General features: G+C 43.5%; 11 protein-coding genes. 9 read left to right on the top strand and 2 right to left on the bottom strand.

What is annotated here, in order from left to right; all coding sequences use genetic code 11:
- From A1QO_RS15780 to purF, 7 genes are all read left to right on the top strand, one after another.
- On the top strand, window positions 1-1713 hold a 1713-nt coding region (locus A1QO_RS15780; RefSeq protein ID WP_017040916.1), incomplete at its 5' end, for a FimV/HubP family polar landmark protein.
- A gap of 107 nt (window positions 1714-1820) precedes the next feature.
- Window positions 1821-2615: a tRNA pseudouridine(38-40) synthase TruA gene (gene truA, locus A1QO_RS15775; protein ID WP_017040270.1), complete on the top strand. Its 795-nt coding sequence runs from the start codon at window positions 1821-1823 to the stop codon at window positions 2613-2615.
- 173 nt (window positions 2616-2788) lie between these two features.
- The gene (gene accD, locus A1QO_RS15770) at window positions 2789-3715 is read left to right on the top strand and encodes an acetyl-CoA carboxylase, carboxyltransferase subunit beta (protein ID WP_017034850.1); all 927 of its coding nucleotides are present in this window, start codon (window positions 2789-2791) and stop codon (window positions 3713-3715) included.
- A 43-nt stretch (window positions 3716-3758) separates the two neighbouring features.
- On the top strand, window positions 3759-5024 hold the full coding sequence (gene folC / locus A1QO_RS15765) for a bifunctional tetrahydrofolate synthase/dihydrofolate synthase (protein WP_017040269.1): 1266 nt from the start codon (window positions 3759-3761) through the stop codon (window positions 5022-5024).
- Window positions 5025-5576: an SPOR domain-containing protein gene (locus tag A1QO_RS15760; protein ID WP_017034852.1), complete on the top strand. Its 552-nt coding sequence runs from the start codon at window positions 5025-5027 to the stop codon at window positions 5574-5576.
- Between the two features lie 61 nt (window positions 5577-5637).
- Complete coding sequence (locus A1QO_RS15755) at window positions 5638-6129, top strand: CvpA family protein (RefSeq protein ID WP_017038057.1); 492 nt, start codon at window positions 5638-5640, stop codon at window positions 6127-6129.
- A 33-nt stretch (window positions 6130-6162) separates the two neighbouring features.
- On the top strand, window positions 6163-7671 hold the full coding sequence (gene purF, locus A1QO_RS15750; protein WP_017034854.1) for an amidophosphoribosyltransferase: 1509 nt from the start codon (window positions 6163-6165) through the stop codon (window positions 7669-7671).
- 130 nt (window positions 7672-7801) lie between these two features.
- On the opposite strand, the gene znuB is transcribed toward purF, so the two are convergent.
- Both znuB and znuC read right to left on the bottom strand, forming a co-directional pair.
- Window positions 7802-8590, bottom strand: a complete 789-nt coding sequence (gene znuB, locus A1QO_RS15745; RefSeq protein ID WP_017034855.1) for a zinc ABC transporter permease subunit ZnuB — start codon at window positions 8588-8590, stop codon at window positions 7802-7804.
- A complete protein-coding gene (znuC, locus tag A1QO_RS15740) occupies window positions 8583-9368 on the bottom strand; it encodes a zinc ABC transporter ATP-binding protein ZnuC (RefSeq protein WP_017034856.1) in 786 nt (261 codons plus the stop codon). Before znuC ends, znuB begins: the two co-directional genes overlap by 8 nt.
- A 69-nt stretch (window positions 9369-9437) precedes the next feature.
- Between znuC and znuA the strand changes: the two genes are divergently transcribed.
- Complete coding sequence (gene znuA, locus A1QO_RS15735) at window positions 9438-10334, top strand: zinc ABC transporter substrate-binding protein ZnuA (protein WP_017040268.1); 897 nt, start codon at window positions 9438-9440, stop codon at window positions 10332-10334.
- 288 nt (window positions 10335-10622) lie between these two features.
- Window positions 10623-13946 carry a helix-turn-helix domain-containing protein gene (locus tag A1QO_RS15730; protein ID WP_017040266.1) on the top strand — a complete coding sequence of 1108 codons (3324 nt, stop codon included), beginning with the start codon at window positions 10623-10625 and terminating at the stop codon, window positions 13944-13946.
- Window positions 13947-14168: the final 222 nt, after the last annotated feature.

Raw genomic sequence — 14168 nt, 5'->3', positions numbered from 1 at the left:
GAGCCAGAGCCAGAGCCAGAGCCAGAGCCAACAGCAGTACCGAACGAATTTGGCACGCCGCAGGATGACGACTGGTTAATAGACGATGAACTAGACTCTCCGAAAGTCGAAGCTGAAAGTGTTTTAGCCAATGAGGCATTAGCTGAAGAGTTACCTGATCCAGTCGATGACTTCGAGCTGCCTGATGTCGAATTTGGCGGTGAGTTATCGGATGAGGTGCTAAATGAAACGGAAGCGTCAGAAGAAGTAGAGGCTAAAGACGCCGATACTCTAGAGACGATTGAGGCGCAAGAAACTCAGGTACCAGAAGCACCTGAAGCTCAAGATACAGTCAAAGCACTAGATACTGAATCTGTGGAAGAAGTTCCAGAGCCCACTTCTGATGAATTGCCGGAAACGTTTAATGAGTTAGAGCTTCCAGAATATACAGAAGAAGATGCATTGGCTGAGCTGCCAGCGCATGAAGACGTTATCAATCCTCTCGATGATGCCGAGTCTTTAGGCGAGACTGACGCACTTGAAGAAATCGAGACGCTTGACGAACTAGAGGCGATTGAAGACGCTGGTGCCGAAGAAGAAATAGGCGCTCAAGAAGAGCTCGAGATTCCAGAAGAAGCAGAGGCTAAAGAAGATTCTGATACTCTAGAGACGATTGAGGCACTAGAAACTCAGGTACCAGAAGCACCTGCAATTCAAGATACAGTCGAAGCACTAGACACAGAATCAGTGGAAGAAGTGCCAGAGCCTACTTCTGATGAACTGCCTGAAACGTTTGATGAGCTAGATTTACCTGAATACAGCGAAGAAGAAGCCTTAGCCGATATGCCCATTTCATCGGACACTCCAGACGATGTTATAGAACAAGGTAGTGATGACCCCGAGGTTTTCGATGAAGCCGATCTTCCAGAATACAGTGAAGAAGAGGCGTTGGCAGATATGCCTATTGAGCCTGAGGCTTCAGAGCTTCCTGGCGTAGCAGAATCACCGAATATACCGATAGATATGGCGCCTGATGAAGCAGGTGAAATATCAGAGCAGGATGCATTGTTTGATATATTCCAAGCTCAAAATCTGGATTCGTTGTCTAAAGATGGTTTTGATGAAAGCGCGTTGTCGGAGCTACTTTCCGAAGATGAAGACGAACTTATGTCGAGTTCATTCTCATTTGATTCAGCCCTCGATGCCAAAACGACCGATAGTGCGGGAATGGACATTGCTGCTATGTTGGAAGTCGGTGGCGAGGATTGGAATGGTTTTAATCTATCTGCTGAACAGCAAGCTAGTATTTCGACTGACATCCCAGATGATGAGCAAGCCATTTGGAGTGAAGAAAACAAACCGGAGCAGGCGGTTGTTTCTGACGAAAATTGGGAGCATCAAGAGGATTTTGATTCAAAGGCGGAGCAGTACCGGACTATTGATGAATTAATGGCAGAAGTTGAAAGCGAAGAAGCGAATCAAGCGAACCCTGATGACGAAGAATTAAACCTCAACGTTGGGCTGGACGAGTTTCCTGACGTTATTGGTGACATTGGATTTGAAGATGTGGACAGTAACGCGGAAGCCGTAGGAAAAATGGATCTAGCTAAAATCTACATGGAAATGAATGATACTGACGGGGCGATTAAATTACTGGAAGAAGCGATTGTAGATGGTTCCGATACGATAAGACGGGAAGCTAAAAGCTTAATTGATGCAATACGACGTGGCTAATCGCCGTATAACGGAAGGCAGCGTCTGCTGCCTTTTTTGTTTGTCGTATTAGATATTTGTTGGTATTGATATTATAATCTCCGGCCGGATTTTAAGAGTAAATGAACATGAGAGTAGCACTGGGCATCGAGTACGATGGCACTAATTATTATGGTTGGCAACGTCAGCGGGATGTAACGAGTGTTCAGGAAGAGCTAGAGAAATCCTTAAGTATCATCGCTAATCATCCTGTTGAAGTTCAGTGTGCAGGTCGTACCGATTCAGGGGTGCACGGCACAGGCCAAGTCGTTCACTTTGATACGGAAAGTATGCGCAAGCCAGCCGCTTGGACGATGGGGGTGAATGCTAATCTCCCTAAAGATATTGCGGTTCGTTGGGCACATGTGGTTGATGCAGAGTTTCATGCTCGATTTACCGCGACGGCTCGCCGTTATCGTTATGTTATTTATAACCACGCCCTAAGGCCTGGAATTCTTGCTTCGGGATTAAGTCATTATCACGGGGAGCTTGATGCTGATAAAATGCACCTTGCAGGTCAATACCTTATCGGTGAGAATGACTTCACGTCCTTTAGAGCTATCCATTGTCAATCTCGCAGTCCTTGGCGTAATATTATGCACTTGAATGTGACTCGTCATGGGCATTATGTCGTGATTGATATTAAGGCCAATGCGTTTGTTCATCATATGGTGAGGAACATTGCAGGCAGTCTGATTACTGTTGGTAAGGGCGAGCAAGATCCCCAATGGATAGATCAATTGCTGAAAGCCAAAGACAGAAAGCAGGCTTCTGCTACGGCAAAAGCTGCAGGCTTGTATTTGATAGATGTTGATTACCCCACTCATTATCAATTACCTAGAGAGCCTTTAGGGCCGTTATTTTTGCCTAATGACCTGACATAATGTTCAATTTTGGTCATTTTTAAACATTTTTCTCGTGAGACATCGATACAGGAAATAGGTACAACCAGTTTTTTGTCTACAGCTGGCATTTATTATGCTTTAATCCTTCACGCGTAAATCCCGAATTTGTATCTTGCGTAATTAGGCGTAAGACTAGATAGAAAAGGTCTTCCATGAGTTGGCTTGAAAAGATATTAGAAAAAAGCAACATAGGCAGTTCTCGTAAAGCGTCTATCCCTGAAGGGGTATGGACTAAGTGCTCTTCTTGTGAACAAGTACTTTATCATGCAGAACTAGAACGTAACCTTGAGGTGTGTCCTAAGTGTGACCATCACATGAGAATGAAGGCGCGTCGCCGCCTTGAAACGTTTTTGGATGCTGATAACCGAGTTGAATTGGCGAATGAGCTAGAGCCACAAGACAAGCTTAAATTCAAAGATTCCAAACGGTATAAAGATCGTATCTCTGCTGCCCAGAAAAACAGTGGTGAGAAAGATGCATTGATCGTTATGCAAGGCGAGCTGTTAGGCATGCCATTGGTTGCTTGTGCCTTTGAATTCTCATTTATGGGCGGCTCGATGGGCTCTGTAGTGGGTGCTCGTTTTGTACGTGCTGTTGATGCGGCTATTGAAAATAACTGTGGCTTGGTTTGTTTTTCTGCCAGTGGTGGTGCTCGTATGCAAGAGGCATTGATGTCTCTAATGCAAATGGCAAAAACCAGTGCGGCGCTTGAGCGTTTATCTTCAAAAGGTTTACCGTTCATTTCCGTCATGACGGACCCAACGATGGGGGGTGTTTCTGCGAGCTTAGCTATGTTAGGAGACATCAATATCGGCGAACCAAAAGCTCTAATCGGGTTTGCTGGACGCCGTGTTATCGAACAAACAGTCCGTGAAGACCTACCTGAAGGCTTTCAACGCAGTGAGTTTTTGTTAGAGCACGGTGCTATTGATATGATTGTTGATCGCCGAGAAATGCGTCAACGAGTTGGTAGCCTAGTGGCTAAACTGACGAACCGTACGTCTCCATTGGTGGTTTCTGTTAACGATTCTCCAAACGAAGCAGCATATCAAGTACCAGAATCCGCTGAAAAAGGGTAAAGTAGCTACTAACAATAAACCACCGTTATTTGGTTATAGTTAGATGACTCAAAATCCAATTCCTCAAGCCACATCTCCCTTAACGGTGTGGCTTGATTATTTGTCCAACATTCATAGCTCTGCGATAGATTTAGGCCTTGACCGTGTTCAAGCGGTGGCTAAAACAGCAGAACTGACAAAACCCGCCCCAACAGTGATTACCGTTGCTGGAACCAATGGCAAAGGGTCAACCTGTGCATTGATGGAATCCATTCTTTTGGATGCCGGTTACAGCGTTGGTGTTTACAGCTCTCCTCATTTAATTCGCTACAACGAACGCGTACGTATTAATGGCGTTGATCTTAGTGATGAAAAGCACTGCTTGGCTTTCGATTTTATCGAGAAAGTACGTGGTGAGACTAGCCTTAGTTTCTTTGAATATGGGACCTTGGCGGCGTTGCGTGCGTTTCAAACCGAACATGTAGATATTGTGCTACTTGAAGTGGGGTTAGGTGGGCGACTTGATGCGACCAATGTCGTGGATCACGACGTCTCTGTGATTACCAGCTTAGCTGTCGATCATGTCGATTGGCTTGGTGATGATATTAATGTCATTGGCTTTGAAAAAGCGGGGATTTACAGAACTAACCGTCCTGCTATTTGTGGTCAGCCTAAAGCACCCGCGACAGTCGCAGCTCATGCCGACGATATTGGTGCTGATTTTTATCAAGTAGGCATTCAGTACACCTATCAAAAAGAAACCGATAAGACCTGGGGCTGGAAAAGTGGCACCTTCGAGCTCGACTCACTGCCGATACCTCAATTACCTTTACCTAATGCAGCAACGGCTTTAATGGCACTTGCCGTGGCTAATCTCGAACTGACAGATATCAATATTGTGAATGGATTGAAGTCGGCACAGCTTCCTGGTCGTATGCAGGTTATCTCCACCGAGCCAACGATCGTGCTCGATGTCGCGCACAATCCGCATTCGGCTAAATACTTAGTTGCATCACTTCAAGAGAAGTATCCAAACAAGAACATACATGCTGTCGTGGCAATGCTTCATGACAAAGACATTGAATCGACGCTAGACGAGTTAACCTCAGTTGTGACTTGCTGGTATCCAGCTTCTCTTCACGGCCCTAGAGCGGCTTCTGTCGAAGAATTAAGTATCCATTTGCCAAGTTATCAAGGGAAATATTCTAACCCCGTAGAGGCATTTAATAGCGCATTGACACAGGCGAACAAGCAAGATGTCATTATCGTCGTTGGCTCATTTCATACGGTTGGTGAAGTCTTAGAGCACTGGCGAGATCAAGGAGAATAAATGGCCAGTAAATTCCATAGCCGCTTAGTCGGTACAGTTATCTTGGTTGCAGTGGGAATTATCGTACTGCCAGACCTACTCGATGGTAAAAAGGAGCACTATAAAGATGAAATCGCGAGTATTCCTATAAAACCAGAGCTTGAAAGTGAAATGGAAGTGTTTGAACTTCTTGATCCAGTTGAAGATCAGATTATGCTACCTGAGTCGCCTGTAGAAATCACCGTCGGCGACACAACAAGTGATAGAGAAACTGCAGACACAATCCAACCGTTACCCACGAAGGTAAACTCTGTAGATGAAAAAAATGACTATGTAGACAGTGCGTGGATTATTCAGTTAATGGCATTGAAAAATGCAGATAACGCAGAAACTTTAGTCAAGGATCTACGGAAAAGAGGCTATCAGGCGCATACAAAGAACGAGAATGGCTTCACCCGTGTCATTATTGGTCCTGATGTGTCAAAAAGTAAACTTGAGCAACAACTGGTTGAACTAAACAAAATTACCGGTTCAAACGGTCAATTGCTCAAATTTAAACCACTAAATCCATAAGAAAACGTTTGCGTCAGCATTTTTTCTGTTAAAATGCGCGCCAACTTAAGATGCAGAAAACATGAATTGGTTAGATATTGTCATTTTAGGGGTGATCGGGCTATCCGCTTTGATCAGTTTAGTTCGAGGTTTTGCTAAAGAAGCTTTGTCATTGGTTATTTGGTGTGGCGCATTCTTTATTGCCAGCCAGTATTACGCAAAATTGGCGGTTTATTTCACCAATATTGAAGATGACATGTTTCGCAATGGAACCGCGATTGCAGTGCTGTTTATCGCTACGCTCATTGTTGGCGCATTAGTGAATTACGTTATTGCTCAGCTTGTCGAAAAGACAGGACTATCGGGCACCGATCGAATCTTAGGGATTGTTTTCGGAGCGTTAAGAGGGGTACTGATCGTCTCGGCAGCACTGTTTTTTATGGATGCTTTCACAGCACTTCCAAGTTCTGAGTGGTGGAAAAGTTCGCAATTGGTACCTGAGTTTAGTCGTATCATCGCGCCATTTTTCGAGCACTTACAAGCAACATCAACTTTTTTATCTGGCGCACTATAGCGCCAGCAATTGTCGATAATCGAGGGTTAGGCCATGTGTGGTATTGTTGGAATCGTGGGCGCAACGCCTGTAAACCAGTCTATTTATGATGCATTGACTGTGTTGCAGCATCGTGGCCAAGATGCTGCGGGTATTTGTACCATAGAAAGCAATCGTTTCCGTCTGCGTAAGGCAAACGGTTTGGTGAAAGACGTCTTTGAAGCAAAACACATGCAACGCCTACAGGGTGATGTGGGTATCGGTCATGTTCGTTACCCTACAGCAGGCAGCTCTAGTGCGTCCGAAGCGCAGCCATTTTATGTTAACTCTCCATTTGGTATTACTTTAGCTCATAACGGTAACTTGACTAACGCTCACAAAATTCGTGAAAAATTAGCGGAGAAAGATCGCCGTCATATCAACACTACGTCAGATTCGGAAGTGTTGCTAAACGTGTTAGCACATGAAATTGATATGGTTAAAGGGAATGTAACCTCTGAAGATGTCTTTCGTGCTGTGACTAATGTACATCGCACTATTCGTGGCGCATACGCTGTTGTCGCGATGATTATTGGCCACGGTATGATTGCATTTAGAGACCCAAACGGGATTCGCCCATTATGTTTAGGTAAGCGTGAAATCGATGGTAGCACCGAATATATGGTCGCATCAGAATCTGTCGCTTTAGATGCGGTTGGCTTTGATTTTGTACGTGATGTGGCACCAGGCGAAGCGCTTTACGCAACGTTTGATGGGCAGTTATTTACACAGCAATGTGCAGATAACCCTGTTTTAAACCCTTGCTTATTTGAGTATGTCTACTTTTCTCGACCAGATTCATTCATAGACAAAATTTCCGTTTACAGCGCTCGTGTTGAAATGGGTAAAAAACTGGGTGAACGTATTAAAGATGAATACGGCCATCTTGATATTGATGTGGTTATCCCTATCCCAGAGACATCGTGTGACATCGCATTGCAAATTGCCCAAGCGATTGACATTCCATACCGTCAAGGCTTCGTTAAGAACCGTTACGTAGGTCGAACGTTTATCATGCCGGGCCAGCAGCAGCGTAAGAAATCAGTTCGCCGTAAGCTCAATGCAATTCGCTCTGAATTCAAGGATAAGAACGTACTGCTAGTAGACGATTCGATAGTTCGTGGAACCACCTCAGAACAGATTATTGAAATGGCGAGAGATTCAGGCGCGAAGAAAGTGTTCATGGTTTCAGCAGCTCCAGAAATTCGTTTTCCTAACGTGTATGGGATTGATATGCCAAGTGCGAACGAGCTGATTGCGCATGGTCGTGACAACGATGCGATCTGTAAACAGATTGGCGCGGATGAACTGATATTCCAAACGATTGACGATCTTGTTGAAGCCGTTGGTCTTGGTAATACAGACATCGCACGTTTTGAGGCGTCGGTATTCAGTGGTGAATACGTCACGGGTGATATTAATCAAGAATATCTAGAGTACGTAGAATCGTTACGTGGTGATGATGCTAAAGCTGAGTCTGAGGCCGAGCTAGTTAACCTTGATTTGCACAATGAAGGGGCGTAACGAAAAGAGATTATTCTTTATCGTTGTCTAAAATAGAGATTAAAAAGGCTTCCAGTTGGAAGCCTTTTTTATTCGGCGTTTTTTAATCGAGAAATTGACGGAAACAAACGCTTGTTAAATACAGCTTGAGTTAGCTCGTAGGCGATTTTACAAACTGGCTTAGCATAAACATACAAGTAGCACTGATGACAACCGATGGTCCTGCAGGAGTGTCAAAGTGCCATGATAAATACAACCCGCCACACACAGAAAGAGCACCGATAATCGAAGCGAAAATGGCCATTTGTTCAGGTGTTTGAGCCAGTTTTCGAGCGGTCGCTGCCGGGATAATTAACAGCGATGTCATGATCAGTGCACCAACAAATTTCATTCCTACGGCGATCACCAGCCCAACCATGAGCATGAGGATCAGTCGCATCAAGTCGATGTTGATACCGTCGACAGCCGCTAAGTCTTCATTGATTGTCGCGGAAAGCAATGGTCGCCAGAAAATGAACAGTGTTATGGCTACGACCGCAACACCTGCATAGATTATGACTAAATCAGCAGGAGCGACAGCCAGTAAATCGCCGAACAAATAACTCATTAAATCGATACGAACAGAATCTAAAAAACTGACGGCGATTAAGCCTAAAGAGAGGGAACTGTGCGCTAGAATACCGAGTAACGTGTCAGTGGCGACCAATTTTTGCTTTTGTAGAGTCACAAGAATCAATGCTAAACCTAGGCAACAAACCAGCAAAGCTAAGTAGAGATTAATGTTCAATAGAAAGCCAAGTGCTAAGCCCATTAAAGAAGCATGGGCTAAAGTATCGCCAAAATAGGCCATCTTTCTCCAAACGACGAAAGATCCCAGCGGTCCAGCAATCAGTGCGATACCGAGTCCTGCCAAAAGTGAAGGAAGGAGAAAATCAATCATGTGTGTGTCCATGGTTATGGTTGGCGCATTCTGTTGCATTACCGGTAACAGGGTTACCAGATAAATCATGATGGTGATGATCATGCTGATGGTGGTAGATAGCGAGCGATTCGCGACCACTATGGCCAAATAGCGCGATGTAGCTTGGGTGTTGCGTGATGTCTTGTGGTGATCCTGAACAGCATATGTGGTGGTGTAAGCAGATCACGTCGTCGGTTTTTGCCATCACTAGATGAAGATCGTGAGACACCATAAAAACAGCGCAGCTAAACCGATGGCGAATATCATCGATAAGATTGTAAAGGTCGATCTGACCCTGTATATCAACGCCTTGTGCTGGCTCATCAAGGACCAATACGTCTGGTCTTTGCAGCAAAGATCTTGCTATTAATACGCGTTGATTTTCGCCACCCGATAATTGATGCATGTTGTTACTAATAAGGTGCTCAGCTTTGACCAATTTTAATGCGTCAAGAATTTCTTGCGCACTGTAACGCCCAGCCAATTGCAAAAAACGTTTTACATTCAGTGGTAGTGCATCGTTCAGTCTTAGCTTTTGAGGGACATAGCCAATTTTGCATGAAGCCCCGCGCTTCACGACTCCAGAGTCCACTTTTTGTAGGCCAAGTAAAACCTTAACTAAGGTCGATTTCCCAGCTCCGTTAGGCCCAATGAGCGTGGTTATTTTTTTTCGTTCAAGTGTTAAGTTAACATTGTCTAAAACGCGTTTATTGTTAAACGTTACGCAGATATTGTTTAACTCAATCAAGGGGGGCATAAATAGAACTCATTTGCAATTAGCTATTGTTATAATGTAACATCCATTCCCTCCATATTCTACAGAACGATGACTGGCACGCAAATGAGATTTCGTTTATTAATTGCTTCAATCCTATTTTTTAATATCAACTCTGCTTGGGCAATGAACCTACTGACGAGCATTAAGCCGATTCAAATGATAGCCACCGAAATAACGCTCAACGCCGGTGATGCCGATGTATTGTTGGCAAACAACACGTCCCCTCATGATTATGCGCTGCGCCCCTCTGACATACGACGTATTCGTAGTGCCGATCTTGTCGTTTGGTATGGGCACGATTTAGAACCCTTCCTAACAGGTGTTTTGTCGAATCAAGACAACGTACTTACATTAAGTGAGATTCCTCATCTTTCCTTGAGAGAGTACCAAGGGGATCACGATCATGGTGAACATGACGGTCATGATCATGGTGACCATGATCCTCACTTTTGGCTAGGTTATGAGCCTACCTTGCAGGTCGCAAAGGCCTTAGCCGATCGGTTATCTTTACTAGAACCGAACAACCGTAAGCAATACCAACAAAACTACCAGACCTTTGAATTACGGTTAAAACAAGAAAAAGCGCGGGTTGAAGACAAGCTAAAACCAGTTAAGAAAAATGGCTACTATGTATTCCATGATGCGTATGGATATTTTGAATCCGATTATCAATTGAACCATTTGGGTTACTTTACCGTCAGCCCAGATAGGAAGCCTGGCGCAAAAAGCTTAATAGCGATTAAGAAAACCTTACAGGAAAATCAAGCCAAGTGCGTGTTTTCAGAGCCCCAATTTACGCCAGCAATTGTAGAGTCAGTAACTCGAGGTAGCAGCGTAGGGCTAGGTGAGCTTGATCCTATTGGTTCAGAGATTACTGTTCAGGCTGATAGCTACTTTGTGTTTATTCATTCTCTGGCCGACAGCTTTGTCGAATGCCTTAAATAAACCCGCGAGCTACCAGCGATACATCTAAAACTACAAACAAAACGTTTTTTTGCGGTATTGTCAGCTGAATATCTGTAGGGGTTCATATACACTACAAAGTTAGCGCCGCAAAAAAACACTCACCTAAGAGCACAAGCAACGTTCGCTTAACTTTATTGTGTGAATATTATTCTTTCATGGCGTAGCAATACACTGACTTTGATGCTGAAAGGGTATAGTTTGCTATTTCGTTTTTGTTTGTTCATCTTCTTCTCTTCGCTACCAAGATTGGCTATAGCGATAGACAGCATGCCTTCAATTTTTTACCCTTTGTCGACACAGGCAGAAGGGCGTGTTATTGCAGCAAAAAAACTCTTCTTAAGTGAGCAAGGTGGCATCTGGATCCACGATGTTCATGGGCGTGTTGTTTTTTACGATGGTGACAATACCCTACCAAGTAGCGGTTCAGCATTAGACTTCACCACAGAACAGCTGGTTTACTTAGACCAATCCTTTTGGTCTTTCGCCGACAACGAGGTTTATCGTTCAAAACCTAACCATCAAAGAGAGCTAGTATTTAGCTTAACGCCTGGTACCAATATACGATCTATCGGTACATCTAACCGCTATATCTGGGTAGCCGATGATAGTAATTTCTATACGTATCACATTGATACTGGCGACTTCAATACCTACTCTTTGATGCAACTTTACCAATCAAGTGATGCCAGTCGAGTTGATATCAATGATGCTCAATTCATTTTTTCTAAATGGGTGTTAGCGACGAATTCTGGCGCGTTCATATCTGACAAGTTTGAACTTGTTCATGTTTCCTCTTCTGGCAAGCACTATATAGAAACATTGTACTTCTCAGCATCAAGGCGAGAATTAGTGGTTGGCTCAATAAGAGGGGCGCTTGTTATCGACATTACTCAGCCAGAAGCGCCGCCAAGATTTATAAGTGATCACCATGTTCTCTCTATCGCCGAGACAGATAATGAATATTGGGTTGGAACGGAAGTAGGATTATTTGTTCATTCTTTCGCTACCGGTGAAACCAAACAGCTGGAAGGCGGTGTGAGCGCGAAGTACGATCTTGCGGGAAATAAAATCTATTCTCTTATCAATGACACTCGTCAGGGGATTTGGATCGCGACTGAACAAGGTATTCGTTACTTTTCACTCTACAGTGAAAAGTTTCGCCGAATTCCAAAGTACATGCTTACCTATAACAGTGGTGGGGAATCACTCAAGAAAATTGTCAAAAATGAAAATCGTGAAGGTCATTGGTTGGTCTCAGATAAAGCGTTATACCTTGTGGCTTTGCAAGATAAACCTTTCAGAACGTTAATCTATGATCAAAGTGAAGTGTTCGATTTAGTTCAATACGGCGATACCTTATTGGTAGCAACACGGTCAGGCATTGTGTGTATTGACATCAATACAGGCAAAGTCATTGCGGATGATGGATTACCAAATAGTATAAAATCCAAAACTATAGAGCAGATAGAGTTAGATTCAAAAGGCAACTTGTGGGGAGTGAAAGGATCGAACCTCTGGTCTTATAACTTGAATACGAGTCGTTTTAAAGATCACGGTGATCTATGGATGGTAAGTCGATTTAAACCAGCCAGCGTGACGCTGCTTAGAGCAACAGAATTATCCGGATTATTCATCGGTACGGATCATGGCCTTTACCAATTACAAAATGGTGAGGTTCGCTTTTTTAAAGACAGTACTCAATACGGTCATGTTGTTGCGATTAAGGAAATAGATACGGCTATCTGGGTGGCTTCTACTTATGGGATATTTAGAGTTGAGGACAAAAAAGAACACATTTCCCCGATTCCTATGGTGGAACAAAATATCAGCCCTAAATGCCTTATTCAGAACCAGAGTGGAATCTGGTTAACCTCGACCGCTGGTTTGTCCTTCTATGACAGTGATGGAACGCTGAGCAAACATATAGGTGCGCCATTTGGCGTGTTAAACAATGAATTTGTTTCTAGTCTATGTGACCCTAGTAACAATGGTATCAATGATCTATTGCTGGGCACAACAACAGGTCTAATTCTAGTCAGTGAAACAGCACTGCTCAACGACCCTTTGCCAACTGGCCAACTCCTGTTTAGTCAGATAAGCGTCAATCAAGAACCGATAAGTTTAGGCGTTAAGCTGTTGGAGCGTTTTACCATTAATTATGGTGATTCTGTCGGATTTTTAATGGGTGTTGTCCCACGAAGTAATATCGATAACCTTTATTATCGTATGGATGACGATAAGGAGTGGTTCAAACTAGAAGGACGCCAACTCTCCTTCGATCACTTAATGCCTGGTTCACATATATTGCATTTCAAAATAGCGTCTTCTATTCGCGGTGACAGTGAGTTTACGTCGCAAGAGTTTGTTGTCTTAGAGCCTTGGTATCTTAGCGGTTGGGCTATTTTCGTTTGCGTTTTAATGACAATGACTTTTGTTGGTTTAATGTCGCTTTGGCGATCTCGTCTGATGTCAGCATCAAATAAAATGCTAAAAGCAAAAGTCTCTCTAAAAACCAACCAACTACGCCACCAAAGCCGCATTCTGCTCACGAATAACAAGCAACTTAGGAAACAGTTGGAAGTTAGGCATCTAATTTACAATCAAGTGATCACATCAGTGCAAGACAATTTGAACACTCTAGCGCGTAACCATTCAGCAGGCAGCAATCAAAGAGAGAGGGGGCTATCCTCGCAAGAAATCATTAGATTGGTTTCTAAGGAGTTGGAAATTCTTCGTGATGCAAAAAGTAATGGCAGTGGTACTAAGCAGGTATTCGATTTATTCCTGGTGACCTCCACGGTGTTATCCGGTTGGCAGTCAGAATTTACAAAGTCAGGCATAGGTATCGAGTTTAGCAGTGCAGAGGAAAGCGTTTGGGTTGAACTGAGTAACTTTAATTTAGATGTCGTGATCAATACATTGCTTGATAGTGTTTTAGAGCGGTGTTTTAAAAACCAACACGTCCAGATTGAGGTGAGTAGTGCTGATGGTATCGCTACCTTGAAAATGATCGACAGCGGTCGAACGTTTCCCGATCTAGAAGGATATGAACAAGTCACTTCATTGGACCTAAGTGTACATAACCTACCTACGCTTGTTACCGAAAGTGGAGGCAAGCTTGCGTATTTTGTTTCTGAAGAGCGTAACTTGATAGAAATTTTTTGGCCCGTTGCTGAAACCAATGCAGCACCTGACCATAATGACGTCCAAGAAAGCGAATTAGATGAACGTGAAGGGGGGGGCAATGTCGATCAAAATTGGATGTATAAAATAGAGAGCTTGGTTGGTAAACACTATGAAAATGCCGATTTTGGTACAGCCGCCGCCGCCAAACATCTTTTCATTTCAGAAAGAAGCCTGCAAAGGCGATTTAAAGCAAGCTATGGAAAAACCTTTAAAGAGTACCTTAATGAATACCGCCTAGAAAAAGCGGCCAAAAGATTATTAGCCGGAGATAAAGTGTCTGACGTCGCTTTTGATTGTGGTTATAACGATGCTTCATACTTTAGCCAACGATTTAAGCATCACTTCGGCGTTTCACCGACACAGTTCATCGAGGGCAACGAGTTGCCTCAGAATAATAAGTTATAGTTACGTATTACTGGTAACTCATCCTAACTATGGTTGAAGAAAGCATAGCCTGCCACTTTTCTCCGTAACGCGGGTATATCATGAACACTCTTAATGAACTTTCATGCATGGGTTTTCACTAGTCACGCCTAATACTTCAGTTACTCTATCCATTCTTATTTTTAAGTACATCTTTGTTTATTCAACGCTATCGCCAAAAAATGGTAACAATGAAGGCGGATA

The sequence above is a fragment of the Vibrio genomosp. F10 str. ZF-129 genome (assembly GCF_000287055.2).
In the GTDB taxonomy this organism is placed as follows: domain Bacteria; phylum Pseudomonadota; class Gammaproteobacteria; order Enterobacterales; family Vibrionaceae; genus Vibrio.
This window is presented reverse-complemented; position numbering and strand designations above follow the sequence as displayed.

Bases quoted from the DNA above. Each gene is read 5' to 3' on its own strand.
- truA (WP_017040270.1), top strand. From the start codon at position 1,821: ATGAGAGTAGCACTGGGCATCGAGTACGATGGCACTAATTATTATGGT.
- accD (WP_017034850.1), top strand. From the start codon at position 2,789: ATGAGTTGGCTTGAAAAGATATTAGAAAAAAGCAACATAGGCAGTTCT.
- folC (WP_017040269.1), top strand. From the start codon at position 3,759: ATGACTCAAAATCCAATTCCTCAAGCCACATCTCCCTTAACGGTGTGG.
- A1QO_RS15760 (WP_017034852.1), top strand. From the start codon at position 5,025: ATGGCCAGTAAATTCCATAGCCGCTTAGTCGGTACAGTTATCTTGGTT.
- A1QO_RS15755 (WP_017038057.1), top strand. From the start codon at position 5,638: ATGAATTGGTTAGATATTGTCATTTTAGGGGTGATCGGGCTATCCGCT.
- purF (WP_017034854.1), top strand. From the start codon at position 6,163: ATGTGTGGTATTGTTGGAATCGTGGGCGCAACGCCTGTAAACCAGTCT.
- znuB (WP_017034855.1), bottom strand. From the start codon at position 8,590: ATGATTGATTTTCTCCTTCCTTCACTTTTGGCAGGACTCGGTATCGCA.
- znuC (WP_017034856.1), bottom strand. From the start codon at position 9,368: ATGCCCCCCTTGATTGAGTTAAACAATATCTGCGTAACGTTTAACAAT.
- znuA (WP_017040268.1), top strand. From the start codon at position 9,438: ATGACTGGCACGCAAATGAGATTTCGTTTATTAATTGCTTCAATCCTA.
- A1QO_RS15730 (WP_017040266.1), top strand. From the start codon at position 10,623: ATGCCTTCAATTTTTTACCCTTTGTCGACACAGGCAGAAGGGCGTGTT.